This is a genomic window from Haloterrigena alkaliphila (assembly GCF_017352155.2).
Taxonomy (GTDB): domain Archaea; phylum Halobacteriota; class Halobacteria; order Halobacteriales; family Natrialbaceae; genus Haloterrigena; species Haloterrigena alkaliphila.
The window spans coordinates 1,729,126-1,753,586 of record NZ_CP071462.1 but is presented as its reverse complement, the minus strand read 5'-3'; the positions used below and the strand labels follow the sequence as shown (position 1 = coordinate 1,753,586).

General features: G+C 67.3%; 24 protein-coding genes. 13 read left to right on the top strand and 11 right to left on the bottom strand.

The window, feature by feature from the left end; genetic code table 11:
* Window positions 1-25: 25 nt before the first annotated feature.
* A complete protein-coding gene (locus tag J0X25_RS27345; protein WP_207290691.1) occupies window positions 26-916 on the bottom strand; it encodes a DUF8155 domain-containing protein in 891 nt (296 codons plus the stop codon).
* Between the two features lie 62 nt (window positions 917-978).
* On the opposite strand from J0X25_RS27345, the gene J0X25_RS27340 reads away from it, so the two are divergent.
* The gene (locus J0X25_RS27340; protein WP_207290690.1) at window positions 979-1,755 is read left to right on the top strand and encodes a lipoate--protein ligase family protein; all 777 of its coding nucleotides are present in this window, start codon (window positions 979-981) and stop codon (window positions 1,753-1,755) included.
* Window positions 1,756-1,819: 64 nt separating this feature from the next.
* Window positions 1,820-2,359, top strand: coding sequence for a DUF7529 family protein (locus J0X25_RS27335; RefSeq protein ID WP_207290689.1), 540 nt, complete (start codon window positions 1,820-1,822; stop codon window positions 2,357-2,359).
* A gap of 39 nt (window positions 2,360-2,398) precedes the next feature.
* Here the strand turns inward: J0X25_RS27335 and J0X25_RS27330 are convergent, their stop codons facing one another.
* Window positions 2,399-3,154: a DUF5806 family protein gene (locus tag J0X25_RS27330; RefSeq protein ID WP_207290688.1), complete on the bottom strand. Its 756-nt coding sequence runs from the start codon at window positions 3,152-3,154 to the stop codon at window positions 2,399-2,401.
* 146 nt (window positions 3,155-3,300) lie between these two features.
* Between J0X25_RS27330 and J0X25_RS27325 the strand changes: the two genes are divergently transcribed.
* Window positions 3,301-4,437 (top strand): thiolase family protein, encoded by a 1,137-nt coding sequence (locus J0X25_RS27325; protein ID WP_207290687.1) that lies wholly within the window; start codon window positions 3,301-3,303, stop codon window positions 4,435-4,437.
* 405 nt (window positions 4,438-4,842) lie between these two features.
* Window positions 4,843-5,220 (top strand): hypothetical protein, encoded by a 378-nt coding sequence (locus tag J0X25_RS27320; protein WP_207290686.1) that lies wholly within the window; start codon window positions 4,843-4,845, stop codon window positions 5,218-5,220.
* Between the two features lie 334 nt (window positions 5,221-5,554).
* Here the strand turns inward: J0X25_RS27320 and J0X25_RS27315 are convergent, their stop codons facing one another.
* Window positions 5,555-7,246, bottom strand: a complete 1,692-nt coding sequence (locus tag J0X25_RS27315; protein WP_207290685.1) for an aldehyde ferredoxin oxidoreductase family protein — start codon at window positions 7,244-7,246, stop codon at window positions 5,555-5,557.
* Between the two features lie 204 nt (window positions 7,247-7,450).
* On the opposite strand from J0X25_RS27315, the gene J0X25_RS27310 reads away from it, so the two are divergent.
* A complete protein-coding gene (locus J0X25_RS27310) occupies window positions 7,451-8,020 on the top strand; it encodes a DUF2391 family protein (protein WP_207290684.1) in 570 nt (189 codons plus the stop codon).
* Window positions 8,021-8,035: 15 nt separating this feature from the next.
* Here J0X25_RS27310 and J0X25_RS27305 read toward each other — a convergent pair whose 3' ends face one another.
* Window positions 8,036-8,305 carry a hypothetical protein gene (locus J0X25_RS27305; protein WP_207290683.1) on the bottom strand — a complete coding sequence of 90 codons (270 nt, stop codon included), beginning with the start codon at window positions 8,303-8,305 and terminating at the stop codon, window positions 8,036-8,038.
* A gap of 250 nt (window positions 8,306-8,555) precedes the next feature.
* Between J0X25_RS27305 and J0X25_RS27300 the strand changes: the two genes are divergently transcribed.
* Together J0X25_RS27300 and J0X25_RS27295 are read left to right on the top strand one after the other, a co-directional pair.
* Window positions 8,556-9,128 (top strand): magnesium transporter, encoded by a 573-nt coding sequence (locus J0X25_RS27300; RefSeq protein ID WP_207290876.1) that lies wholly within the window; start codon window positions 8,556-8,558, stop codon window positions 9,126-9,128.
* Window positions 9,125-9,754, top strand: a complete 630-nt coding sequence (locus J0X25_RS27295; RefSeq protein WP_207290682.1) for a magnesium transporter — start codon at window positions 9,125-9,127, stop codon at window positions 9,752-9,754. The genes J0X25_RS27300 and J0X25_RS27295 overlap by 4 nt, the downstream gene beginning before the upstream one ends.
* A 197-nt stretch (window positions 9,755-9,951) precedes the next feature.
* On the opposite strand, the gene J0X25_RS27290 is transcribed toward J0X25_RS27295, so the two are convergent.
* Both J0X25_RS27290 and J0X25_RS27285 read right to left on the bottom strand, forming a co-directional pair.
* Window positions 9,952-11,910 (bottom strand): AMP-dependent synthetase/ligase, encoded by a 1,959-nt coding sequence (locus J0X25_RS27290; RefSeq protein ID WP_207290681.1) that lies wholly within the window; start codon window positions 11,908-11,910, stop codon window positions 9,952-9,954.
* Between the two features lie 352 nt (window positions 11,911-12,262).
* Window positions 12,263-13,189: an MBL fold metallo-hydrolase gene (locus J0X25_RS27285; RefSeq protein ID WP_207290680.1), complete on the bottom strand. Its 927-nt coding sequence runs from the start codon at window positions 13,187-13,189 to the stop codon at window positions 12,263-12,265.
* A gap of 181 nt (window positions 13,190-13,370) precedes the next feature.
* Here J0X25_RS27285 and J0X25_RS27280 point away from each other — a divergent pair, with 181 nt between their 5' ends.
* Window positions 13,371-14,690, top strand: coding sequence for a sensor histidine kinase (locus tag J0X25_RS27280; RefSeq protein WP_207290679.1), 1,320 nt, complete (start codon window positions 13,371-13,373; stop codon window positions 14,688-14,690).
* On the opposite strand, the gene J0X25_RS27275 is transcribed toward J0X25_RS27280, so the two are convergent.
* Window positions 14,687-15,595, bottom strand: a complete 909-nt coding sequence (locus J0X25_RS27275; protein ID WP_207290678.1) for a cation diffusion facilitator family transporter — start codon at window positions 15,593-15,595, stop codon at window positions 14,687-14,689. The genes J0X25_RS27280 and J0X25_RS27275 overlap by 4 nt on opposite strands.
* A gap of 238 nt (window positions 15,596-15,833) precedes the next feature.
* Here J0X25_RS27275 and J0X25_RS27270 point away from each other — a divergent pair, with 238 nt between their 5' ends.
* Complete coding sequence (locus tag J0X25_RS27270; protein ID WP_207290875.1) at window positions 15,834-16,247, top strand: CrcB family protein; 414 nt, start codon at window positions 15,834-15,836, stop codon at window positions 16,245-16,247.
* Window positions 16,244-16,612, top strand: a complete 369-nt coding sequence (gene crcB, locus J0X25_RS27265) for a fluoride efflux transporter CrcB (protein ID WP_207290677.1) — start codon at window positions 16,244-16,246, stop codon at window positions 16,610-16,612. The genes J0X25_RS27270 and crcB overlap by 4 nt, the downstream gene beginning before the upstream one ends.
* A 55-nt stretch (window positions 16,613-16,667) precedes the next feature.
* On the opposite strand, the gene J0X25_RS27260 is transcribed toward crcB, so the two are convergent.
* Window positions 16,668-17,759, bottom strand: coding sequence for an SDR family oxidoreductase (locus J0X25_RS27260; protein WP_207290676.1), 1,092 nt, complete (start codon window positions 17,757-17,759; stop codon window positions 16,668-16,670).
* Between J0X25_RS27260 and J0X25_RS27255 the strand changes: the two genes are divergently transcribed.
* Together J0X25_RS27255 and J0X25_RS27250 are read left to right on the top strand one after the other, a co-directional pair.
* Window positions 17,758-17,910: a hypothetical protein gene (locus J0X25_RS27255; protein WP_207290675.1), complete on the top strand. Its 153-nt coding sequence runs from the start codon at window positions 17,758-17,760 to the stop codon at window positions 17,908-17,910. The genes J0X25_RS27260 and J0X25_RS27255 overlap by 2 nt on opposite strands.
* Before the next feature lie 232 nt (window positions 17,911-18,142).
* Window positions 18,143-18,283, top strand: coding sequence for a hypothetical protein (locus tag J0X25_RS27250; protein WP_207290674.1), 141 nt, complete (start codon window positions 18,143-18,145; stop codon window positions 18,281-18,283).
* A 97-nt stretch (window positions 18,284-18,380) separates the two neighbouring features.
* Here the strand turns inward: J0X25_RS27250 and J0X25_RS27245 are convergent, their stop codons facing one another.
* Window positions 18,381-19,601 (bottom strand): potassium channel family protein, encoded by a 1,221-nt coding sequence (locus J0X25_RS27245; RefSeq protein WP_207290673.1) that lies wholly within the window; start codon window positions 19,599-19,601, stop codon window positions 18,381-18,383.
* A 166-nt stretch (window positions 19,602-19,767) separates the two neighbouring features.
* Here J0X25_RS27245 and serS point away from each other — a divergent pair, with 166 nt between their 5' ends.
* Window positions 19,768-21,147: a serine--tRNA ligase gene (serS, locus tag J0X25_RS27240; RefSeq protein WP_207290672.1), complete on the top strand. Its 1,380-nt coding sequence runs from the start codon at window positions 19,768-19,770 to the stop codon at window positions 21,145-21,147.
* Between the two features lie 53 nt (window positions 21,148-21,200).
* Here serS and J0X25_RS27235 read toward each other — a convergent pair whose 3' ends face one another.
* Together J0X25_RS27235 and J0X25_RS27230 are read right to left on the bottom strand one after the other, a co-directional pair.
* The gene (locus J0X25_RS27235) at window positions 21,201-21,857 is read right to left on the bottom strand and encodes a lactate utilization protein (RefSeq protein WP_207290671.1); all 657 of its coding nucleotides are present in this window, start codon (window positions 21,855-21,857) and stop codon (window positions 21,201-21,203) included.
* Window positions 21,858-22,109: 252 nt separating this feature from the next.
* Window positions 22,110-24,296, bottom strand: a complete 2,187-nt coding sequence (locus J0X25_RS27230) for an elongation factor EF-2 (RefSeq protein ID WP_207290670.1) — start codon at window positions 24,294-24,296, stop codon at window positions 22,110-22,112.
* Between the last annotated feature and the right edge of the window lie 165 nt (window positions 24,297-24,461).

The following is a 24,461-nucleotide window of genomic DNA, read 5'->3' as shown; positions in this document are numbered from 1 at the left end:
CGCGACGAGAGGATTCGAGAGTCGTTCACCGATCGTCGACACTCGAGCGCACGCGGACCCGAACGCGCTCACCGATATCGAACGATCGATCCGGACAGATCAGCTTCGCGCCGAAGTCGGCGTCTCGAGCGCAAAAGAGCGAGAGCCCGGTGATCGCCTCGTCGTTGGCGGTGACGACCACGTCGTCCCACGCGATCGTCCGGCCCTGTGCGACGCCGAGGCGGTCACCGTTCAGACTGATCGGAACCGACTCGTCCTCGAGGGCAATCCCGGACCGCTGGTGGACGCCACCGCCGTCGTAGTGTGGCAGTCCGCCGTCGAGTACGCCCCCTCGATCCGCCCGAACGCCGACGAACGCCTCGCCCGGCGCGGGGTGGATCGGCGCGTCGAGGACCGCGTAGGTCGCTCTGGTCGACACGACCGTCCCGGTTCCGTCCCACTCGAGCGCCCGGAGTTCGACCCCTGGCTCGAGCGGGAGCGAGCCCGACGCCCGATGGGGGTTCTGATCGGGGCGGCGCAGGCCGACGTGGAGGTGGTTGTCGACCCACGGCGCGAAGAAGCCGGCGCGGACGAGTTCGCCCAGCGAGTCGCCGCGCTCGACGCGATCGCCCGCCTCGACGGCGGGAGCGACGTGGAGGATCCGAGCGGTCAGGCCCTCGAGGTCGCCCGGGCCGTCGCAGTCGACCAGAATCAGATGGTCGTGTTCGGGCGCGTAGGGTTTCGGCGGCGCACGGACGGCTCTGGTTTCGAGAACGGTCCCCGAAACCGGACTGGGTGCGGTGCTCGTCCGGCCGTCGCGGAGCGTGCCTGGGTACAGGTCGATCGCACACCCCTCGTCGTGGGCGGGGTACGGCGAGTTGTACAGCGAGAAGCGCTGGTACTGCGCCAGCAGCGGTTCGGGAAGCGTGACGGCCATCGCGTGTCGACTCCATCTGCGCGGCGAGACCGTTTAGGTGCGTCGGGACGAATCCCGGACCGATGCGAGTGTTCCGCGGCCGCGCGGCGACGATCGAGGCCGACCGCGAGGTCAGCCGACGGCTCCTCTCGCTGGCCGCCGACGGCGAGCCGGCGGTCCGGGTCTGGACCCCCCACCGACAGGTCGCCTTCGGGCGGCGGGACCGGCGCCTCGAGGGCTACGACCGCGCCCGCGAGCGCGCTCACGAGCGCGACTTTACGCCGGTCGAACGCGACGTCGGCGGCCGGGCGGTCGCCTACGACGGCGAGACGACGCTGGCCTTCGCCCGCGCGGAGCCGGTCGCGGACTTCCGCCGCGGGACGGACGACCGGTACGAACGCGCCACGAGCGCCGTCGAGCGGGCGCTCCGGGGCCTCGAGTGCGAGTCCGAGTCCGAGTCCGGGTCTGGCCTCGAACCGGTTCGCGGCGAACCCGAGCAGTCCTTCTGTCCCGGCACGCACTCGCTGTCGTTCGCGGACGCGAGCGCCCGCGAAGGCGAGGATAACGGTGAGGGCGAAACGCCGCCCCAGCGCAAGGTCGTCGGCATCGCCCAGCGCGTCCGGCAGGACGCCGCCGTCGTCGCCGGCATCGTCCTCGTCGACAACCGCGAGGAACTAACGGGCGTCCTCGAGTCGGTCTACGACGCGCTCGACGTAGCGTTCGATCCCGCGACCGTGGGCACCGTCGCGAGCGCGGGCGGACCCTCGGAGCCGGGGGTCGTCCGCGAAGCGCTCGAGGACGCCCTCGTCGGCGACGAGACCGACGTGACGGTCGAATCCGTCGCCAGCGCGAGGAGATAACGTTTTTCGTCTCCGCGTCTTGGGACCAGAGTATGATTCAGGGAGCGCACGCGGAGGGAGACCGATGACGCAGCCAGCGGACGACTCGCGGTGGGACGAACTCCTCGCGGACGCGGCTGGGATCGCCGAGGAGTACCGGGAGAACGGCTGGGACGCCGTCGTGCTGGAGCCCGACGCGGTCGATCCGGTCGAGCGCGAGGACCGAACCGGGTTCGACGTCCGCGTCTCGGCGGAGGAGTACGACCTCCTCGAGTCGCTGATCGACGACGGCGACGTCACGATCACCGCGGCCGAGGTCTACTACCGGCCGCCGGCGACCGACGACGAGCGGCGAATCGCGCTCGCGGTCGAGCGCGACGAGAACACCGAAACCGCCGCCTTCGTCCCGTTGACCTACGACCTCGACGCGTCCCGCTCGGTCTTCGAGACGGCGCTCCGGGAGGAGCGACTGCTGTTACACGTGACGCCCGCGACCGGCGACGACCCCGACGCCTGGATCAGTTTCTCTCACGCCGATCCCTCGCTGTTCCTCGAGGAGGCCGACGTCCGCGGCTGGTTCGACGACGACTCGGCGGAGCCGACGCGCAACGACGGCGACAACTAGTCGAGAATCGATCTCGAATAATCGGCGACGCCCGCGTCCCTACTCCTCGTCTCCCTCCTCGGCCGCGTCCTCCCGCTCGCGGAGCTGTGAGCTCGCCTCGCGGACCTCGCGCATCACGCTCGAGATCCGGTCTTCGGCCTCGAGTTCCTCCTCGACGGAGAGGTCGACGCCCTCGACCTCCAGTAAGAACTTGGCGACCTCGGTCGACTCGTACATGACGTCGTCGAGTTCCTCGGCGGTGAAGAAGTCGCACATCGCGCCGTAGAGGAAGGTCGCGCCGGCCTTGCGCACTTTCTCCTCGAAGGAGGCCCGCGCCTGATTGACCGCCTGCGGGGTGTAGGTGTCGGTCATGAAGGGGACGAGTTCGGGCAGATTCTCGCCGATTTTCGTCATCTCGACGCCGGTCTCGGTCCGGAAGTCCGAGCAGAGGCGGGCGATGGCCCACTCGCGGGCGGTCACGTACGTCCGATCCCGCAGGAACTCGTTGACCCGGTCGTACTGGGCGCCGTCCATCTTCTTGAACCGGGCGTACTTCCGGACGTCTTCGGGGATATCGTTCTCCTGCGGTTCGGGGTCCGGAACACCCGGCATCGACGCGTTCTCACCGGCGTCGCTGTCGGTCGCCGTGTCCGCCGCGTCTGCGGTGTCCGGTGCCCCGTCGTCGGCGTTCGCGGTGTCGGTTTCGCCAGGGTCGGTCTCATCAGCGTCGGCTCCGTCAGCGTCGGGAGACGATTCCGATTCGGCGGCGTCGTCGTCGGGTTCGAATCGAGCGGCGTCCAGTCCGTCCTCGTCCATGGCCGCGTATTACCAGCAACCCGAGATAAGCGTTGTTCCCGAGAACGCTCCGCTTCCGGTTCGGTCCGAACGGCGGCATCGTAAACGCCTCGCCTGTGTACGCGAGTTCTCCCGGATTTAAGTTCGTGAGGGGCATTCGGTAGTATATGTCACAGACGCCAGTCGTAGTCAAGGCAGTACGGACCCCGCAGGGGAAAGAGGACGGCGTGTTCGCGGACGTCCGCAGCGAGGACCTCTCGGTCCCGCTGATCGACGAGATCCTCGCCGAGACTGGTCTCTCGGGCGAGGAGGTCGACGACCTGATGTGGGGCTGTGCCCAGCAGCGCGGCGAGCAGGACAACAACCTCGCCCGCGTCATCGCCCTGCTCTCCGAACTCGGCGAGAACGTGCCGGCGACGACGATCAACCGCTGGTGTGCCTCCTCGATGCAGGCGGTCATCTCCGCCTCCGACGCCGTCGCGGCCGGCAACCGCGACGCCGTCATCGCCGGCGGCGTCGAGAGCATGAGCCGCGTCCCGATGGGCGAGGGGATCGAGCACATCCACCCGCGCCTGGCCGAACTGTACGACATCGGCGACCTCCAGATGGGGATGACCGCCGAGAAGGTCGCCGAGGAGTACGGCGTCTCCCGGGAAGAACAGGACGAGTACGCCGCCCGCAGCCAGCAGCGCGCCACCGAGGCCACCGAGTCGGGTCGCTTCGACGACGAGATCGTCCCGATCGAGACCGAGGACGGCACCGTCGACGAGGACGAGGGTATCCGCCCCGGCACGACCACAGAGAAACTCGCCGAACTCCCGACCGTCTTCAAGGAGGACGGCTCCGTCACGCCCGGCAACGCCTCCCAGATCTCCGACGGCGCCTCCGCGGTGCTCGTCACCAGCGAGGCCTTCGCCGAGGAACACGACCTCGAGATCCTGGCCGAGGTCGGCCAGAACAACGTCGCCGGCGTCGACCCGACCGTCATGGGGATCGGTCCGGTGCCCGCGACGAAGGGCCTGCTCGAGCGCAACGGCCGCGACATCGACGAGTACGACCTCGTGGAACTCAACGAGGCCTTCGCGAGCCAGTCGCTGTACTCCCGCGACGAACTCGGGATCGATCCCGAGATCTTCAACGTCAACGGCGGCGCCATCGCGCTGGGCCACCCGCTGGGGGCCTCGGGCGCGCGCCTCCCCGTCACGCTGATCCACGAACTCCAGAAGCGCGGCGGCGGCCTCGGCCTCGCGACGCTCTGCGTCGGCTTCGGCCAGGGTGCGGCGATCGAGTTCGACGTCAACTGAAGCGTTCGACAACGACCGGCTGCAGCGGCCCGTTCGAATTCCGCATTTCTTCGCGAACTACCCAACCGACGGGTAGCGAGAGCTATCCACGTGCGGTGGCGCGCGCTGTCGACGTGCCTGAGCAGTGCGAAGGCGCGTCGATGAATTCGTGCGAGGGATGAACGAGGGAGCGCAGCGACCGAGTGAATCGACTGGGGAGGGAGTGGAACTCACCGTTGCCACGATAGCAGAACGCTCGCACTCGTTTCGAGGGAAAGGCTGCTCGAGTCCGTCCCGAACCCGTCAGAGCATTCAGTCTGATTCCTCTCCTCGAGGTTCACGTGACTCGAGTCCGACCCGCGAACGAACCGCCCGGACCCGCCGTACGACCGGGTATTTAGATAGCTCCGGCACGACGGGACGAGCATGAGCACGCTCCTGCTGGCGGTCATCGTGGGGATTCCCCTCGCCTGGCACCTCGGGCTCACCGCGGTCGCCTACTGGGACGCCGGCCGAGTCGGCCTCGAGCCGGCGACGAAGTGGGCGGCGATCACCTTCTGTATCCCGCTCTTCGGCTTCTTCATCTACCTCTTCGAGCGCAGCGAACTCTCTTACGACCCCGAGACCGACCCCTACCGGGGGAACAACTTCAACATCCACCCCTCGCGGGCCGACGACACCTCGCTGCCCTCCCGCGGCGACGACCGACCGTCGCCCGACGGGGACTGGGACGACGAGTGGGACGGTCCCGGCTCTAGCGCCGGTACCGATACAGATGCTGGCTCCGACGAACGGTCCCGATAACTCGAGTCCCCGTCCGGAACTCGCTGTCCGGTCAGTTTGCTCGAGCATCCCTGCGCTCGAGACGCCACTTCCACTACCGAGCGCAACCCCGTCAAAAAGCGCGGAGGGAGACAGGCCACAGGTGATCCCGTTCCGACCAAACCATCAGGTATCCCGCGACAGCCATCATCCCCTTGCTGTCCCCCCGTGTCGCGGGTGTCGGCTTTTCAGACGCGATAAAACCCGCTATCGATAGCAGTGACGACCATCAACCACGACTCAGGCTCGGTGACGACTATCGACCACGATTCAGTACAGGCGACGACCACCGATCAAAACACGGCGACGGCGCCGCTCAGTCGTCGGCCGGCGCCGCACCGGAGTCCGCGCCCTCGAATCGCTCGGCGGGAACCGTCCCGTCGTCGTTCCAGTCACGTTCCGCGTAGTACTCCTCGAGGCCCGCCTCGAAGTCCGGCAGCTCGTACGGCAGGGTGTCGTCGCTCCGGTCGAAGCCGCGCTGGTTGTTGAAGTGGCGCTCGAGGGAGACGACGGTGTCCCCCAGCTCGAGCAGCTCCTCGTAGTCGGCGTCGAGCAGCGTCTCCATGCGCTCTTCGGAGAGGAAGTCCCGGGAGAACTTACAGAAGATGGCGCTGTCCTTGACGGCGTTGATGTTCTCGAGTTCGACGAGCTTCGGTGGCTTGCCCTCGAGGCCCTCCTTGTCGAAGGCGTCGTCGGCGTCGACGAGCGGGTACTCGTAGGGGTAGAACTCGGCGTACATGTGGTCGGCGCCGCGATTGGAGGTGGCGAAGGCCAGTCCCTGGCCGTTCAGGGTGCGGCCGTCGTGGGCGGAGAACTCCATGCCCTTGACCGACCAGTTGTCGACGCCCAGTTCGTCGTGGATGCGGTCGACGCCCTCCGCGAGCGTGTCGCCGACGCCCTCGCGGTGGGCGATCTTCTCGACGAGGTCGTGGATGAGGTCGGCGTTGCCGAACTCGTCCTCGCTGGCGAGGTAGGCCGCGACGGTGTCGCCCGCCGAAATCGTGTCCAGCCCGTACACGTCGCACAGCTTGTTCGACTTCATCAGTTCGACGACGTCGTCGATCCCGGAGTTCGAGCCGAAGGCCATGAGCGTCTCGTACTCGGGCCCCTCGGTCTCGAGGCCGGACTCCTCGTCTCTGGTCGGGAGTTTACAGGCGAAGGCGCAGGCCGAACAGGTGCCTTTCTTGTACTTCTTCTCCTCGACGCGGTCGCCGCTGATGCCGTCGATCCCCTCGAAGGAGAGTTCGGAGAAGTAGTAACTCGGCAGAGCTTCGACCATGTTCGCGTACTCGGCGACCGAGGTGGTCCCCTGCTGTTTCATCGGATGCTCGGCCTGGGCGGCCTCGCCGTGGATCTCCATCTGGACGGGCGGGATCTCGACCTCGCGGGGCGACTCGCCGTCGAAGGTGATCGCCTTGACGTTCTTGGCGCCCAGCACGGCGCCGAGGCCGCCGCGGCCGAAGGCGCGCTCCTTCGAGGTCATGATCGAGGCGAACCGGACCCGATTCTCGCCGGCGGGGCCGACGACGGCCGTGTGGTCCTCCTCGAGGCCGTGTTCGGCCTCGATGTACTCGCAGGTCTCCGGCACCGTGGCCTCCTCGAGATCCGGTACCTCCTCGAACTCGACGCCTTCGTCCGTGACGTGGACGATGACCAGTTCGTCGCTCGCGCCGGTGATCTCGACGGCGCCGTACCCCGTGCCGGTGAAGTTCCGCGAGAGGAAGCCGCCCGCGTTCGAGGAGAGCAGCCCGTCGGTCAGCGGCGAGACGGCGGTCGCCGACATCCGGCCGGTGAAGCTCATGTTCGAGTGCTGCATCGGCCCCGTCGCGAAGAACAACCGGTTGTCGGCCCCCAGCGGGTCGACGTCGAACGGAATCCGGTCGTGTGCCAGCTTCGTGCCCAGCGCGCGCCCCCCGACGAACGACTCGAGGACGTCGTCGATGTCCTCGGTCTCGCTCGTTCGCTCCCCGACGTCGATCGTACACAGCGGTCCCCGTACGTGTTTCATACGGAGATAGTGGCGTTCCCGGCCGCAAAACGATACCGGTTCCTGTTACCGGTCGGCAACGTCACGACGGACGGCCGGTCGGCGCATCGCGGACCGAAACCGGGGGTCCCTCGGGTGCGGTGCGATCCGTCAGCCGCCGCGTGCCCCTCGCGATCGAAGCCACCCGGTCGGCGCGTTTTTACTGCGTCGGTGTGAGACCGGGATATGGCAGAATCGACGGAGCCCCCCGACGAGGCGACGATCGACGACCTCTACGAGCAACTCGAGACCTTGGAGGAGACCGTCGACGCGGCCGACGAGCGGACGGAGGTCCGCCGGATGCGGCGGCTCGTCCATCGGCTCTCCCACAACGGGATGGTCGACAAGGTGATCACGCAGTTCTCCCGCGAGGACAAGGCGGAGGCGTTCGTCGGCAGCGTAGTGATCGGCCTGCCGATGCTCGTCGAGGACGGCGTCATGGACATCGGTCGGTTCCTCGCGGCGCATCCGCCGGCGTTGGTCGCGACGCTCGCGATCGCCGTCGCGCTGGTCGTCGGCATCCTCTACGTCGCCGACTTCCGGGAGGTCCAGATCCACAACCCCTACTTCGGCGTGGTACCGCGCCGACCCGTCTGGGTCCTGGGGATCGCCTTCGCCACGGCGGCCATGCTGATGACGCTCTGGGGGCGCGTCACGTGGGAAGAGCCGTGGGTCAATCTGTGTCAGGTGTCGGTCGTCTTCGTGGCGATGGCGATCGGCGGCTCGCTGGGGGACATCCTGCCCGAGGAGACGTGAGCGGGCCGGTCGCGGTCACTCCGAGAGGGTCGGTTCCGGAGCGTCCACGGGCACGTGGTGGTCGTCGTCGAGGACGACCTCGAGCCGGTCGTCCTCGATCAGACGGTCGATCTGCTCGTGGGTGAAGCGGCCGTCGCAGTTCGGGCCGACGAACGTGACGTAGCGCTCCGTTCGTTCGACGACGGTCGCGAGGGAACTGCCCGAACGGTAGTGGTAGCGAACGGTCGTTCCGGGGTGGATGGCGTCGACGGTCGTCCGGAACTGTATCTGGCGGGGAAAGACCATAGTCGAGCACGTTCTGATGACGGTATATCTTTTGTGAACGGACTGGTCGGAGCGCGGAGCTGTTTTCGGGGGACGGGCGAACTGGCGTCCTCGAGCGACGCGCCAATGGGACGTCCTCGAGCGGAGGCGCGATCGGGGCGTCCTCGAGCAGGGGCACGTCCGGGCGTCCTCGAGCGCGTGACTGTCGCGAGCGCGTGACTCGAGGCCCAGTTCGTGGAACTTAATGTACGGGCGATGGATCATCAGGCAGATGGTGGGCCAGGACTCGGCCGTCGACGTCTACAGGCAGGCGTTGCCGGTGATCCTCGTCAGTCTCGTGGCAGGGCTGTTCGCGGGCACGCTGCTGGGGACCGAAACCATGCGCGAGGGGATCCGGAGCGTCCCCGGGATCCTCCTGTTGCTGCCCGCCTTTCTCGCGACGCGCGGCGGCGTCTACGGTTCGCTCGGCGCGCGCCTCTCGAGCGGCCTCCACCAGGGGCTGATCGACCCGCACTTCGAGTGGAACGACCGCCTGCGCAACGCGGTCGTCGCCTCGTTTCTCAACGGGATGATCGTCTCCGTGCTCATCGCGGTGCTCGCCTGGGGGGTCCTGCTCGTGTTGGGCCGGAGCGGAAACCTGCTCGAACTGATCATCATCCTCGTCGTCGCGGCGCTGTTGAGCGCGTTCGCGATGCTCGGCGTGCTGTTGACCGTGCTCTTCAAGGGGTACCGCCGCGGCCTCGACCCGGACAACGTCATCGGACCCGTCGTGACGACCGTCGGCGACGTCTTCGGCGTCGTCTTCCTCCTGATCGGTATCGAGGTCGCGGGGGTGATCCTGTGAGCGGCGGTGGCGACGCCAGCCACGGAGACCGCGTCCCGGACGATCACCACGGGGAAGAGCGAACGGAGGACCTGCTCGCCGAGTGGACCGTCGGCGGCATCGTCTCGACGCTCGTGCCGCTGCTCGTCGCGATGTCGATTCTGCAGATGGTCTCGGGGACCGTCCTCGAGTCCTTCGAGGAACAGTTGCTCCAGTATCCGTCGCTGCTCGTGGTCGTGCCGGTGATGATCGGCACCGCGGGCAACCTCGGCTCGATCATGTGCGCGCGGCTCTCGACGCTGTTGCACCTCGGGACGCTCGAGTTCACCCCCGCGAATCCCGACATTCGAGCCAACGTCGGCGCGGTCATCGGGCTGGCGGCGACCGTCTTCGTCCTGCTCGGCATCGCCTCGTGGATGATCGGTCGACTCCTCGGAGGGAGCCTCGGACTCGGGCGAATCCTGGTGATCACGGTCGTCAGCGGCATGCTGCTGTCGGTCTGGGTCGTCCTCGTTAGCACCCTGGCGGTCTACGTCTCCTATCAGCTCGGCTACGATCCCGACGACACGACGATTCCCGTCGTCACCAACGTCTGTGACATCACGGGCGTGCTCATCCTCTTCGGCGTGGTCGCGGTCGTGCTGTGACCGCTCTTCGGCGTCGTTTCGATCGTTCTGACCGCCGGCCGTCACGCGGGCGGCCCCCCTCGGGCGACGAACCGGAACCCGCAACGACGGGACGGAACCTGCAACGAGGAGTCGGAACCTGCGACGACGGGACGGAACCCGCGACGAAGGACGAAATCCGTGACCGGAATCGATCTCTCGAGCGAAAAACGGACCGCTCAGTCGTCCGCGTAGATCCGGTCGACGCGGTCCTCGAACTCCTCCAGGATGACCCGGCGCTTCTTCTTCATCGTCGGCGTCAGCATGTCGTTCTCCTCGGTGAACTCCCGGGGGACGAGTTCGAACTGCTTGATCGTCTCGTGTTTCTCGAAGCTCTCGTTGACCCGGTCGACCTCCTGCTGGACGTACTCGCGAACGCGCTCGTCGTCGACCATGCCCTGCGGGTCGTCGGGGAGGTCGATCCCCTCCCCCTCGGCCCACTCGCGGATGTGGGCCGTGTTGGGCACGAGCAGGGCGCCGATGAACTTCTCGCCGTCGCCGACGACCATCGCCTGCTCGACGACCTCGCTTGCCGCGAAGGCGTCCTCGATCGGCCCCGGCGCGACGTTCTTCCCCGTCGAGAGGACGATGATCTGCTTGACGCGGTCGCGGAACTCGAGGTAGCCGTCGGGTCGCAGGTGGACGATATCGCCGGTACGGAACCAGCGCTCGCCGTCGTCGTCCTCCGTGAAGGCGCCCTGCGTCGCGCCGGGCTTGTTCCAGTAGCCCTCGGTGACGTTCGGTCCCTTGACGAGGAGTTCGCCGACGTCGCCGGGATCGTCCGTGAAGGCCTCCTGATCGGCGATGGACTCGTCGATCTTCAGATCGACGTTGGACAGCGCCGGCCCGATCGTGCCGATCTTCACGGCGTCCGGGGGATTCGTCGAGACGACCGGCGCGGTCTCGGTCAGGCCGTACCCCTCGTAGATGGGCAGCCCCATGGCGTGGTAGAGCCGGCAGAGCTCCGGCGAGAGGCTGCCGCCGCCGCTGATCAGCAGTTCGATGTTGTCGCCCAGCGCCTCCCGAACCGACGAGAAGACGAGTTTGTCGGCGATCGACTGTTTGGCCGACAGGATCGGGCCGGGATCGTCGGCGAGCTGGTACTCGACGCCGACGTCGGTGGCCCACTCGAAGATCCGCTGGGAGACGCTCGAGCTGCTGGCCTCCTCGCGGATGGCGTCGTAGATCTTCTCGTAGACGCGGGGGACGCTCGTGGCCGTCGACGGTCCGACGGTGCCGAAGTCCTCCTGCAGCGTGTCCGGGCTCTCCGCGTAGGCGACGCAGGCCCCGCTGTTGAACAGCACGAAGTGACCGGCCGTCCGTTCGAAGACGTGGGCCAGCGGCAGGTACGACATCGCCAGCGACTCGTCGTCCAGCGTCGGGACGTCGTCGTCCCGGTCCGGCCGGGGTGCGAATCGCTTGCGGATCGCGTTGACGTTCGACCGGAAGTTCCGGTGGGTCAACTGGACGCCCTTTGGCTGACCGGTCGTCCCGCTCGTGTAAATCAGGCTCGCCAGATCGTCCAGTTCGACCGCCTCGAGGCGCTCCTCGTAGGCTTCCAGATCGAACGTCTCTTCGCCGCGGTCGTAGACTTCCGCCAGCGTCAGCACGTCGTCGCGGTCGTCGTACCCGTCGACGTCGTCCATCGAGACGATGAACTCGAGGTCGAGTTCGTCCTCGACTTCGAGGACGTTCTCGAGAAGTTCCCCGTTCTCGACGACGACGGCGTTCGCGTCGGGGTCGTCCAGCAGGTACTCGACCTGATCGGGCGAGGAGCTGGTGTAGACCGTCGTGATGGCGGCGCCGGCGCCGAGGAGCGCGAAGTCACACTGGGCCCACTCCATCCGCGTGTTGGCGAAGATTCCCACGCGATCCCCCTGTTCGACGCCGAGATCGTGAAAGCCCGCCGAGAGCTTGCGGACGATATCGCGCATCTCGGTGTAGGAAATCGTCCGGTACTCCCCGGGGGCCGCGGCCGGGAGCACCGAATCGGTCAGCGATCGATCGTAGATCCCACCCTTGTACTTCTGTGCCGGCCGATTCGCGTTTCGCTCGGCGGAATCCTCGAACATTCGTCCGAGCGTCGTCTCCCCGATCGTCTCGTCCTCGTACTCTCGTTCGGCGTCCCGCCAGTTCATATCGCGTGACAGTACCTCCCGCACGATAAAACGTGCTGAAACGGTGTCATCGATATACGGGTTTCGATCGTCCCGGAATATCCGGTAATACGTCCGTATACGGCACAATTAGCGAAGTCGCGAAAAAACTCGGCGAAGTTTCTTCTGACAGCCGCCGCCCCAGCGGCCGGTTCTCGCCGTCCCGTCGCGGACCGGTTTGCGGGGTCCGAACGCGTACTGGGAGGCGATTCGGTCTAGACGAACGTCTTTCGGTCTGGACGAACGTGTGGTGTGAGACCGGGCGCGTAACCACAGCCGGCCGCGGTGACCAGAGGCCGACTGCGTTGACCAGAAGCCGGCCGCGTGATCGCCCTCAGTCGCGCCGGTCGAGATAGCCGAGGACGCCCCGGGCGTTCAGCACCGCCTCGGCGCCGGCCTTGCGCCGGCCCCAGACGTCGGTCATCTCGCTCGAGTCGGCGAAGTAGTCGAGTACGGCGTCGTCGTCCCCGAGTTCCGTCCGTTTCTCCTCGACGGCGTCGACCCACTCCTCGAGGACGGTCGCGTACGCCTCGAGGGCCTCGTCGACGTCGTCGCCGACCTCCCGGGGGCCGAAGTGCGTGTAGAGCAGGACGTCCGGGTCGATCGCTTTGAGGGTCTCGACGTCCTCGAGACACTGCTCGAGGTCGAAGTCCGACGGCGGCGACGTCTCCCGAATCTCCTCGATCTCGGGGACCCAGATGCCCGCGGCGTCGCCGGCGAAGACGGCGTCGTTCGCGGGGTCCTCGAAGACGACCTGGTGGAAGGCGTGGCCCGGCGCCTCGTGGACGCGCAGTTCGTGGTCGCCGAGGTCGACGACGTCGCCCTCGGCCAGTTCGACGATCCGCTCCTCGGGGATCGGCTTCGGGTCGGCGTAGTACTCCCACTGGTCGCCGACGGCGGCTTTCGTTCCCTCGACCAGTCGCGCCGGATCGACGAGCAGTCCCGAACCGGGCGCGGGGACGCAGACGTCGGCGTTCGGACAGGCTTCAGCGAGGTAGCCCGCGCCGCCGGCGTGGTCGAGGTGGATGTGGGTCACCGCGATCACCGCGAGTTCCTCGCGATCGATGCCGAGTTCGGCGAGCGCCTCGAGGATCAGTTCGCGGCTGGTTCCGAGCCCCGTCTCGACGACGGCGGGCCGCTCGTCGTCGAGGATGTAGACGGCACCGTACTCGGCGGTGTCGTACATCCCGGTGTCGAGGCAGTAGAGGTCCGTGCAGTCGCCGGCCGTCACCTCGCGGAGTTCGGCGATGTCCGTTGCCATACCGGTATCCCCTCGGCCGAGGGGATAAAAGCTGGCGTCGCGGCCGAACGGACGCTCGGCGGGCCGGAACGCCGGGATACGGAGTCGATGTTCGGGGCCGTTACAGACTTTACAGTGGCGCGGATTGACTAGCAATAATGACGCCGTCACAGCCCGGGACGAGCGTGTCAGTGATTCTGACATGAACGGTGGCTCCGACGGAGGGGTCGGACGCGACTCACTCCCGTGGCTCGTGAGCGGCTTCGGCGCACTCTCGTTCGCCGCCGTCCTCTTCCAGTGGCTGTGGTTCGCATCGACGCTCGACACCGCCGCCTACGCGCTCGGATTCGTGACGGTCGGCGTACCCGCGCTCAGCCTGATCTGGGGCGGGTACCACCTCGAGCGAAGCGCCGTCGATCCCGCCCGGTACGACCGGGTCGTCGCGTGGTGTTTCGGAAGCGGCGCGGCCTTTCTGGCGATCAACGTCCTCGTCATCGCCTTCTTCCCCTGGTACGGTCTGGCCGGAAACCTCGCCTGGGCGCACTTCGCGCTGAACACGGGCGCCGGCGCCGGCTTCGTCGTCGGCTACGTCGAGGCAAGGGCCATCCAGCGGGAGGTCGAGGCGACGGCGGCCGCCGTCCGCGCCGAACAACTCGCCGACGAGCGCGAACTCCTGACCTACCTGAACGACCTCCTGCGCCACGAGGTGCTCAACAGCGCCCAGATCATCGGCGGCCACGCGTCGCTGCTGCGCGAGGAGGTCGACGACCCCGACGATCGCCTCGAGACGATCGAGCGCGAGAGCGACGCACTCACGGACGTCATCGACGACGTCCGCGCGATGTTGAACGCGAATCAGGACCTGGAGACTGCCGCCGTCGTCGACCTCAGCGACCTGTTGACGGACGAACTCGCGAGTCTCCGCCGGCAGTTCGACGACCTCGAGATCGAGACGTCGATCCCCGAGGCGGTGTTCGTCGAGGGTAACGAGGGGATCAGCTGGATCTTCGCGAACGTCCTCGAGAACGCGATCGAACACGACGACGGCGACGCGCCCCGCGTCGCGGTGACCGTGGAGACGCGACTGGAGACCGTCGCCGTCAGGGTCGCGGACGACGGGCCGGGGATCCCGGCCGACACGCGGGAGACGCTGTTCGAACCCAAGTCGACGAATCACGGACTGGGACTGTATCTCGCGCGAATCCTGGCGAAACGCTACGGCGGCGACGTCGAACTCACCGAGACCGGTCCCGACGGCAGCGTGTTCACGGTGACGCTGTCGCGCGCGTCGGCCGACGGGACCGACGAACCGACCGACCGGGAGCGAGCGACAAACGGAGAACGAGTGGCAAACGGGGAACGATCGGCCGACGGACCGTCGGTCGAGACGGCGGCCAATGCCGACTCGCGGTCGGACTCCGACGCTCGAGACGAGACTGCGGAGAACACGGAGACGGCGGAGCGCGCGACGGGCAGGGACGCGGATCCGGACTCGAGCGATCCGGCGACGGGATCCAGCTAGTCGTCGACGGACTCCTTCCACTCGCCGATCCCCGACGGGTCGAGGTGGACGTGCGCGTCGCCGACCTCCTCGAGGTCGCGGAGGCGGTCGACCAGTTCCGACTCGATGTCGTGGGCCTGTCGAAACGGCATGTCGCCGTCGACCTCGACGTGGACCTCGACCTCGAGGACGGTGCCATCGTAGAAGACGGTCAGGTCGTGGACCCCCTCGACGTCGGGGTGGTCGCGGAGGGCCTCGACGATCTCGGTTCGTTTCTCGGGGCTGGCGGCGGCGCCGATGAGATAGCCGACGTTCTCGCGGCCGATCTCGACGCCCTGATAGACGACCAGCAGGCTGACGAAGCCGCCGGCGATCGGATCGAGCAGCGGCCAGCCGAGTAAGACGCCGAGGATCCCGACGGCGGCGGCGACGGAGGTGTAGATGTCGTTGAGACAGTCGACCGCCAGCGCCTCGAGCGCGGTCGAGCCCAGCGCCTCGTTGATCAGGGTCGTGTAGCGGTAGACGAGGTACATATCGACGATCGAGAACGCGAGCGCGCCGAACAGGAGCGGACTGAACTCGACCTCGACGCCGTAGAGAATCCCCTGGGCGGACTCGTAGAGCAGGTTCAATCCGAGCAGGGCGATGACGCTCCCGACGAACAGCGCCGTCAGGGGTTCGATCCGCGCGTGGCCGTGGGGGTGGGTGTCGTCGGGTTCGGCGTAGGAACTGCGGCCCCAGACGAGGACGACGAGGCTCGCGATCAGATCGGCGATCGAGTGGGCCGCGTCCGCCAGCAGGGCGACGCTGCCGAAGACCACTCCCGCGGCGCCCTCGACGACGATCTTCACCGCGTTCCCGAGGACGTTCACCCACGACGCCCGCACGAACCCGCGTCGACCGGTCCCGTCCCCGTCGGTCGCCATGGGTCGGATTAGAGGCAGTCTAACCTTGGCTCTTTTCCTTTCGCCGCCGGCAGCGGACGATCGAACCCGGCGGTTTACTTCCGGAACGCGTTTCGATCCCGAACACCCGCTCGGGCCCGCGTTCCGCAATTCTCATGGCGGCGCTACGAGAACCGCGACCCATCCGGACGACGCGCCCGACGAGAAGGCGGTGGGAACAACCGACGCGGCGGGAACGGGCACCGGACCGGAGACAGCCATGACGACCGACTCCCTGCTCGCTCGACTCGAGACCATCGCGCTGATCGCCGTCGGCGCCGTCGTCGGCGCGAACCTCCGATACCTCGCGATAGGGCTCGGGTCGGACGTCGGGGCGGTGCTGGTCGTCAACGTCCTCGGGAGTTTCGCGCTCGGCGTGGTGGTCTACGAGGCCGAGTACGCGGGGTGCCTGGGACGGGAGTCGCGGCTCCTCCTCTCGACGGGACTGCTCTCGTCGCTGACGACCTACAGCACGTTCGCCGTCCAGACCGCGATGGCGACCGACCTGGTCGCAGTCGTCGCTATCGTCGCCGGCAACTACGGTCTCGGCTTCGCCGGCGTCCTCGGCGGCCGGGCCGTCGCGCGACGACTCGGCGACGCCCTCGAGTCCCGAACGGGCGGTGAGACGGCGTGAACGGGCCGGCCGACCCCGCCCTCGTCGTGGGGGTCGGCGCTGCGATCGGAGCCGTCCTGCGCCACTGGGTGTCGCTGCGCCTGGCCAGCCGGCGGTTCCCGTGGCCGACGCTCGCGGTCAACGTCCTCGGCAGTTTCGGGTTCGCGCTCGCCCTCTTCGCGGGCGCGAGCGAGTCGACCCTTCGGCTGGTCGGGACCGGAATCTGCGGCGCCTTCACGACGTTCTCGTCGTTCTCGGTCGAGACCGTCCAGTTGTACGAGCGCGGCGACCGGCGCCTCGCCGTCGCGAACGCGGCGGGCAACCTCGCGCTCTCCCTGTCTGCGGTCGGTCTCGCGTGGGCGCTCGTCGCGATCGGATCGCCGTGAGTCGCGACGGCACCGCGGACTCGCGGCGATCCCCTCGGCCGTCGACCCGCCGACGCTACAGTTCGATGCGGTCCTCGAGCCGTCGGCGTTCCGACGCAGTTTCCGTGACCTCGCCGCCCGAGTCGTCGTCCCGCCGGAACAGTCGATACGTCGCGTAGGCGGCCGTCGCGACGAGTCCGATCCCGATCGCGTTCGATCCCGGAAGCGACCGACGCTGTCGGAGACTGGTGTAGAGGCTCGTCTCCGACACGTGGCCGTCGTAGTCGCCGCGGGCCTCGAGGTCACCGACGGGTTCCTCGAGGGCAGCGGCGTCGGAACGCGGCGGGTCGCCCGTGCGCTGCTGGTCGTAGAAGACGGCCTCCATGACCCGATCCATCAGTCGCGAAGCGAACTCGCCGAGGGCGGTCATCCCCTTCCCGCCGGCGCCGACGGTCACCTCGTGCTGGGGGTGCTCGGCGGCGTGGCAGATCGCCCGGGCGACCGTCTCCGGCGCGTAAACCGGCGGCGGCAGCGTCGCCCCTTCGTCCATGTGATTTTTCGCGTGTTCGGAGTACGGCGTGTCGATCGCGCTGGGTTTGATCAGCGTCACCGAGACCGGCGCGCCCTCCTTCTCGAGTTCCATCCGGAAGGCTTCGGTGAACCCCTTCACGGCGTGTTTCGAGGCCGAGTAGCTGCCCTGTAGCGGGATCGCGCGCTCGGAGACGATGCTCCCGATGTTGAGTATCGCACCGTCTCGATCCCGCGATTTGAAGTAGTCTGCGGCCTCGAGCGAGCCGTAGAGCAGCCCCCAGACGTTGACGTCGAACTGCTCGCGCATCTCCTCGACCGGGACGGCCTCGAGTTCGCCGTAGATGGGGACCGCCGCGCCGTTGACCCAGGTGTCGAAGCCGCCGTAGGTTTCCTCGGCGACCCGTCGGATCTCCCGAACGTCCTCGCGGTCGCTCACGTCCGCGGCGACGGCGGTCGCCTCGCCGCCCTCGGCCTCGATCTCTTCGACCAGCTCCCGCAAGGCGCCCTCGCTCCGGGCGGCGACCACCACGCGCGCGCCGCGGTCGGCGGCCATCCGCGCGGTCGTCAGTCCGATCCCCGACGACGCGCCGGTGATCACGATCACCTGCTCCGCGAGCGGCTTCAGGTCTGCGTTCATGGTTCGTCCGACCGACGGGGCCTGCGGCCTTGCGCTCGAGGCCTGTATGGGCATGGCCGCTCGAGCAGCGTACGGACGTGACCGCTCGAGCGGATCGAGCCCGATCCTCGAGAAATCGTTCTCGAGCGGGCCTCGAGGGACGCTGCGCTGAGGAACGCCGCGCCGATCGGGCCTCGAGACCGCGAATGAGACGACCCTCGGTCTCGCGTCCGTCGCGCGTCGGACCGTCAGTCGGGCGTCTGACTGAGTTTCAAGTGAGAGACCGTGGGGCAATCCAGTATGGTCCCCGACTCGCAACGCCACACCCGACTGCACCGCAACCGCCGGAACGCGCCCCGCGACCGCCACCGCCGGAACGCGCTCCACGACAGGGGTCGGTGCCGATGATCGGGTTCCTCCGAACGATGCCGATCCGGAAAGAGGGACAACCGTTCCTTCCGTTCGTCCTGGCCCTCCTCGTCGTCGTCCTCGGCGCCGTCCTCTACCTCGAACTCGTGACGGCCCTGCTCGAGTACGTCGGCTGACGGGGACGGCGCCGCCGACTGCGGACGGCGCCGCCGACTACGGACGGCGCCGCCGACTACGGACACGCCGACGACTACAGACTGCCCATCAGCGGCGTCACTCCGACGATCCGGTCCGAGCCAGCTCTTCGAACGCTGCCGCCGCCGTCCGGGTGCCCTTCGAGATTAGCACGTCGCCGCCCTGGAGTTCGGCGTCGGCGCCGGTGACCAGCAGCCACCCCTCGTCGGGGCGGCGGATCGCGATCACCGACATCGTCGACTCGACGTCGGGAACGCCGCCCGCCACCGCCGTCCCGTCGAGTTCGCTGCCCGGTTCGACCTCGACGCGGGTGATGATCTCGTCGCTCTCCTGGACCGCCAGCTGCACGACCGGGTGGACGTCGATGTCCCGCAGCACGCCCTCGCTGATGTCGATCGCCGCGTCGCTGATGACCTCCGTGCTGCTCCCCAGCCGAATGAGTCCGCGCAGCACCACCGGATCCTCGGCGTCCGCGGCCGCCCGGAGCGTCCAGGCCTCGAAGCGCGACTGCATGGCGTCGACCTCGACCTCGAGGTTGCGGACCTCCTCCGCCAGCTCGGCGCTGTCGAAGAGCACGCTGCTGTAGGCGAGGTCGACCGCCAACTCCGAGAGGTTCTTCATGTGGATGATCGTGTCCACCGCCCGCTCGAGGTCCGGAATCCCGGGGTCGTCGACGGTCGGCGTCTCGTAGACCTCGCCCGTCAGGACCTCGCAGACGTCACCGATCGCCGTGTCGGGCCCCCGGAGGAGCGCGACGTCGTTGCTCGCGACCGTCGTCTCCGGCCCGGGGTTGAGCAGCCAGTCGTCGCCCCGGCGGAGCGCGATCACGCGCACGCCCGTCTCGGACTCGAGGTCGATGTCCTTCAGCGTCCGGTCGGCGTACTCGGAGTCGGGATCGACGACGCCGCGGACGAGGGACTCGGTGGCCTCCGGCAGGGCCGCGCGCATGGCCTCTGGCAGCCCCATCTCCTCGAGGACGATCTTCGCGATGTCGCCGGCGGCGTCGCTGATCTCGTCGGCGGCGGCGACGATGCCCATGACGGGGGCGAGTTCCTCCGCGTCCGAGGGCTTCCGGACGGCCATCATGAGGCTCATCCGCGCCCTCAGTTCGAGGACGTTCATCCGCTCCTCGAGGCGGAGGACTTCCCGCGCGAGGTCGGCGTTGCGGTGGAGCACCGCCGAGTACGAGAGGCCGATGAGCAGCTCCGCCGTGTCCTTCATCTCGACGAGGACGTCCTTGACGCTGACCGGCTCGTACTCGATCGATACCGCCGACGCTTCGCCCTCGAGCGGGTCCATAGGTGGAATCTCCGACCCGCGGCGAAAAAAACGTTTCCCGCGGCGGCTGAACCCGGCGGTTCCGGGGTCGACGCCGGGATGGCGGCCCGACGACGAGCGTCGGAAGTCGGAACGAAAGGAGGGGACTTCGACACGGTTTTGGACCGGCGAGGTGAACCCACGGGCAATGATCGACCGGACCTATCTGCGGGAGAACCCCGAGGAGGTGCGTGAGGCCCTCGAGCATCGCGGCGCCGACGTCGACCTCGACGAGATCCTCGAGATCGACGAGCGCTGGCGCGAACTGAAGGCCCGCGGCGACGAACTCCGCCACGACCGCAATCAGATCACCAAGAAGATCGGCGAACTGGTCGCCGACGGGAAGGACGAGGAGCGCGAGGAGGCGATCCAGCGCTCGCGGGAGCTCAAAGCCGAGATCGAGGACGTCGAGGGCGAGGCCGAAGACCTGCAGGACGAACTCGAGGAACGCCTGCTCGAGATCCCGCAGATTCCCCACGAGAGCGTTCCGCGGGGGGTCGACGAGCGCCACAACGTCGAGGACCGGCGCTGGGGCTTCGACGACCTGCGCGACGTTCCCGACGACGTCACCCCCCACTACGAACTCGGCGAGGAGATGGACATCATCGACGAGGCCCGCGGCGCCAAGACCACCGGCGCCGGCTTCTACTTCCTCAAGGGCGACGGCGCCCGCCTCGAGCACGCGCTGATCCAGTTCATGCTCGACGTCCACCGAGAGCAGGACTACGTCGATATCTTCCCCCCGGTCCCGATCAACAGCGCGTCGATGCGCGGTACCGGCCAGTTCCCGAAGTTCACCGACGACGCCTACCGCATCGGCGGTAGCAACGAGGAGGCCTACGACGAAGACGACCTCTGGCTCTGCCCGACCGCCGAGGTTCCGGTCACCAACATGTACGCCGACGACATCCTGCTGGCCGACGACCTCCCGCTGAAACACCAGGCCTACACGCCCAACTTCCGGCGCGAGGCCGGCGAGCACGGCACCGAGACCCGGGGCATCGTCCGCGTCCACCAGTTCAACAAGGTCGAACTCGTCAACTTCGTCGAACCGGAGGACAGCTACGACCGCCTCGAGGAACTGCTCGGGGAGGCCGAGGAAGTGCTCCGCAGACTCGCTCTGCCCTACCGCGTGCTCGACCTCTGTACCGGCGACCTCGGGTTCAAGGCCGCCAAGCAGATCGACCTCGAGGTGTGGGCCCCCGGCGACGACATGGACGACGGCCCCGAGGAGGGCGGCCGCTGGCTCGAGGTCTCGACGGCCTCGAACTTCGAGGACTTCCAGGCCCGCCGCGCCGGCCTCCGCTACCGGCCCGAACGCCACGAATCGGCCGAGTACCTCCACACGCTGAACGCCTCGGGCGTGGCGATTCCGCGCGTGATGGTGGCCATCCTCGAGTACTACCAGAACGAGGACGGCACCGTCACGATTCCCGAGCCCCTGCGGCCGTACATGGGCGGCCAGGAGGTCATCGCGGGCCACGAAAAGGTCGGCGAGTCGGCGCTCGGCGCGGGCGAGCGGGAGTAACCGATCGTCCGCCGTACTATCTACGCGCGGTCGACTCGCTAGTACCCGAGCCGCTAGTACCCGAGCTGATCGCGGATTAGCACGACGGTCGTACGGCCGTCTTCGAGTTCCTGCCGGAAAATGAGTTGCTTGGCGATCGCGGAATCGACGCCGTAGGCCTCCTTCGCTCGTTCGTTTTCGAGGGGGTAGGCCACGGATTCCAGGCGATCGAGCGCATCGTCGAGCGTCGGCACGATCTTGTTTACGCCACTGACGATGACGACGTTACTCGCGGCGAAGGGATACGCGCCGATCCGACTGCCGGAGCGGTCGGCCGCGACGAGTTCGCCGGTCTGGGAAATCGCGTTGATACCGCCGAGGAAGTAGTCGGCCGTCTGTGACTCCCGACGAGCGGTCTGCCGCTTCGCATCGTCGTCGATACCCCAGATCTCGTCCGGGAGACTCTCCCACTCGTGGTCGCCCTCGGTCAGGTGGTCGACGAAGCCGATCTCCTCGAGCGTCGTGGAGTGGCCGTTCATCACCGACGCGCCGGCGGGGATCAGCGACTGCAGCGTCTCCAGGGCCTCCTCGGCCGAGTCGGCGACGACGACGTCGAAGCCGTTGGCCTCGAGGTTTTCGACGGCCTCCTCGATGGCCTCGTCGGTCGGCAGTTCGTCGAGCGTTGCGTCGATATCGGCGTCGGCTACGTACTCTGATTTCTGCTGGGACATTACGATGGATCCGTACCGGAGCATTGTGGTGAGACCGCCTTAAGCGCTCGCGGATACCGGTGTTAGCTGATTACACCGGTGTTACTTCGATCAATCACTGACTCAGTCACGCTGTCTGATAGGGACGACTGCTCCGTCGCAATTCGCGCGATCGATGTGGAACGAGATGGCAAAACGCAGTCGCTCGAGCCCACAGTCGAAAGAAAACGAATAACGCACGAGCGACGGGCCGGTACCCGTCGAATCGGTCGCTTAGATGTAGTCGATGCTCGGCGGCAGCTCGAGCTTCATGCCCTTGCGCTCGCGGATCTCCATGATCTTGTCGCGCTGGAGGGAGTCGGACATGACCTCGAAGCCGGCGTTCTCGGTGTTCCAGGAGGCGCGACCCTCGGTCGCGCTCCGGATGTCCGAGGCGAAGCCGATCATTTCGCCGACGGGCGCGATGCCCTCGACGACCATGAGGTCGCCTTCCTGGTACATGTCGTCGACGCGGCCACGACGACCCTGAATCTCGCCCGAGGCGGCGCCCATGTGGTCGTTGGGCACGTCGATGCGGACGTCCTGCATCGGCTCGAGCATCTTGATCTGCCCGTCGATCAGGGCCTTGTGGACGGCCTCGCGGGCCGCGGGGATGACCTGTGCCGGACCGCGGTGGATGGTGTCCTCGTGGAGTCGCGCGTCGTGTAGGCGGACGAGCGTCCCCTGGACCGGCTCGTTGGCCAGCGGACCGTTGTCGAGGGCCTCCTCGAGCCCCTCGATGACGAGTTCCATCGTCTCGTTCAAGTGCTGGATCCCTTTCGTGTCGTCGATGAGGATGTTCGTCCCGTGGATGTGCTCGACGTTCTGGGACGTGTCCTTGTCCATGCCGGCCTCCTGCAGGGCCTCGCGGCGTTCCTGCTCGGGCATGTCCATCGAGGCCTCGCCGCGCTTGATGGTCTCGACGAGGTCGTCCGTCATCGGCTCGATGGAGATGTAGAAGCGGTTGTGCCGGTTCGGCGAGATGCCCTCCACTTCGTCGCTGGGCTGCTGGGGTTGCTCGCGGAAGACGACGATCGGTTCGCCGGTGTTGACCGGAATGCCCTGGTTCTTCTCGATGCGCTGGGTGATGACCTCGAGGTGGAGTTCACCCTGTCCGGAGATCAGGTGTTCGCCGGTGTCCTCGTTGATCTCGATCTGGATCGTCGGGTCCTCCTTGGAGACCTGTCGGAGCGTCTCGATGAGCTTCGGCAGGTCGTCCATGGTCTGGGCCTCGACGGCCTTCGTGATGACCGGCTCGGAGATGTGTTCGATCGACTCGAAGGGCGTCATCTCGACGCCCGAGACGGTCGAGCCGGCGATGGCGTCTTTCAGCCCCGTCACCGCGGCGATGTTCCCGGCGGGAACTTCGTCGACTTCCTCGCGCTCGCCACCCATGTAGATCCCGACGGACTGGACGCGGTTCTTGCCCGCGGTCCCGGAGACGTACAGTTCCTGGCCCTTCTCGAGGGTACCCGAGAAGACGCGGCCCGCAGCGATTTCGCCGGCGTGGGGGTCGACCCCGATGTCGGTGACCATCAGGACGACGTCGCCGTCCTCGTCGACGAGTCGCATCGACTCCGCGAGTTCGGTCTCGTCGTCGCCGCGCCAGATGCGCGGGATACGACGGGGCTGGGCGTCGAGCGGGTTCGGGAAGTGTTCACAGACCATGTCGAGGACGACGTCCGACAGCGGCGTCCGCTCGTGGAGTTCCTGGCGCTTGTCGTTGCGCTCGAGTTCCATGATCTCGCCGAAATCCATCCCGGTGCGTTGCATCGACGGCATGGAGACGCCCCACTTGTACAGTGCGGAGCCGAACCCGACGGTCCCCTCTTCGACGGAGACGGTCCAGTCCTCGATGTCGTCCATGTCCTGGGTCATCCCGCGGATGAGTTCGTTGACGTCGTGGATGACCGAGAGGAGACGCTGTTGCATCTCCTCCGGACCCTCCTGCAGTTCGGAGATCAGGCGGTCGACCTTGTTGATGAACAGGGTCGGCTTGACGCCCTCCCGCAGCGCCTGTCGGAGCACCGTCTCGGTCTGGGGCATAGCCCCTTCGACGGCGTCGACGACCACGAGGGCACCGTCGACGGCCCGCATCGCGCGGGTGACGTCGCCACCGAAGTCGACGTGGCCCGGCGTGTCGATGAGGTTGATGAGGTGGTTCTTGTCCTCGTACTCGTGGGTCATCGAGACGTTGGCCGCGTCGATGGTGATCCCGCGTTCCTGCTCGTCTTCCTCCGTGTCCATCGCCAACTGTTCGCCGGCGGTGTCGTCGGAGATCATGCCGGCACCGGCCAGCAGGTTGTCCGTGAGGGTCGTTTTCCCGTGGTCGACGTGAGCGGCGATGGCGATGTTCCGGATGTTCTCCGGTTCGTCCATCAACCGTTCACACTCTTGGACGATCTTTTTGCGTCGGCCCATATACCCCCCATTACCGCCAGCGGGGTCAAAAGGGTAGTGTTTCGTCGGCGCCGGAATTCGTCGTCGTTCCCCGTTCGAACGCTAGAATATCCAGTTTGAGTGAGTGAATGCCACTCATATTTGTGGGGATGCCGCCAGTCGGAAACGACCGGCTACCGCTAACCG

Excerpts from the sequence above, each read along its gene's own strand:
- J0X25_RS27260 (WP_207290676.1), bottom strand. The coding sequence starts at position 17,759 with ATGAACGCAGACCTGAAGCCGCTCGCGGAGCAGGTGATCGTGATCACC.
- J0X25_RS27320 (WP_207290686.1), top strand. The coding sequence starts at position 4,843 with ATGAGCACGCTCCTGCTGGCGGTCATCGTGGGGATTCCCCTCGCCTGG.
- J0X25_RS27290 (WP_207290681.1), bottom strand. The coding sequence starts at position 11,910 with ATGAACTGGCGGGACGCCGAACGAGAGTACGAGGACGAGACGATCGGG.
- J0X25_RS27235 (WP_207290671.1), bottom strand. The coding sequence starts at position 21,857 with ATGTCCCAGCAGAAATCAGAGTACGTAGCCGACGCCGATATCGACGCA.
- J0X25_RS27330 (WP_207290688.1), bottom strand. The coding sequence starts at position 3,154 with ATGGACGAGGACGGACTGGACGCCGCTCGATTCGAACCCGACGACGAC.
- J0X25_RS27310 (WP_207290684.1), top strand. The coding sequence starts at position 7,451 with ATGGCAGAATCGACGGAGCCCCCCGACGAGGCGACGATCGACGACCTC.
- J0X25_RS27345 (WP_207290691.1), bottom strand. The coding sequence starts at position 916 with ATGGCCGTCACGCTTCCCGAACCGCTGCTGGCGCAGTACCAGCGCTTC.
- J0X25_RS27275 (WP_207290678.1), bottom strand. The coding sequence starts at position 15,595 with ATGGCGACCGACGGGGACGGGACCGGTCGACGCGGGTTCGTGCGGGCG.
- J0X25_RS27280 (WP_207290679.1), top strand. The coding sequence starts at position 13,371 with ATGAACGGTGGCTCCGACGGAGGGGTCGGACGCGACTCACTCCCGTGG.
- serS (WP_207290672.1), top strand. The coding sequence starts at position 19,768 with ATGATCGACCGGACCTATCTGCGGGAGAACCCCGAGGAGGTGCGTGAG.
- J0X25_RS27255 (WP_207290675.1), top strand. The coding sequence starts at position 17,758 with ATGGTTCGTCCGACCGACGGGGCCTGCGGCCTTGCGCTCGAGGCCTGT.
- J0X25_RS27285 (WP_207290680.1), bottom strand. The coding sequence starts at position 13,189 with ATGGCAACGGACATCGCCGAACTCCGCGAGGTGACGGCCGGCGACTGC.
- J0X25_RS27315 (WP_207290685.1), bottom strand. The coding sequence starts at position 7,246 with ATGAAACACGTACGGGGACCGCTGTGTACGATCGACGTCGGGGAGCGA.
- J0X25_RS27230 (WP_207290670.1), bottom strand. The coding sequence starts at position 24,296 with ATGGGCCGACGCAAAAAGATCGTCCAAGAGTGTGAACGGTTGATGGAC.
- J0X25_RS27325 (WP_207290687.1), top strand. The coding sequence starts at position 3,301 with ATGTCACAGACGCCAGTCGTAGTCAAGGCAGTACGGACCCCGCAGGGG.
- J0X25_RS27250 (WP_207290674.1), top strand. The coding sequence starts at position 18,143 with ATGATCGGGTTCCTCCGAACGATGCCGATCCGGAAAGAGGGACAACCG.
- J0X25_RS27245 (WP_207290673.1), bottom strand. The coding sequence starts at position 19,601 with ATGGACCCGCTCGAGGGCGAAGCGTCGGCGGTATCGATCGAGTACGAG.
- J0X25_RS27340 (WP_207290690.1), top strand. The coding sequence starts at position 979 with ATGCGAGTGTTCCGCGGCCGCGCGGCGACGATCGAGGCCGACCGCGAG.
- J0X25_RS27300 (WP_207290876.1), top strand. The coding sequence starts at position 8,556 with ATGGTGGGCCAGGACTCGGCCGTCGACGTCTACAGGCAGGCGTTGCCG.
- J0X25_RS27305 (WP_207290683.1), bottom strand. The coding sequence starts at position 8,305 with ATGGTCTTTCCCCGCCAGATACAGTTCCGGACGACCGTCGACGCCATC.
- J0X25_RS27335 (WP_207290689.1), top strand. The coding sequence starts at position 1,820 with ATGACGCAGCCAGCGGACGACTCGCGGTGGGACGAACTCCTCGCGGAC.
- J0X25_RS27270 (WP_207290875.1), top strand. The coding sequence starts at position 15,834 with ATGACGACCGACTCCCTGCTCGCTCGACTCGAGACCATCGCGCTGATC.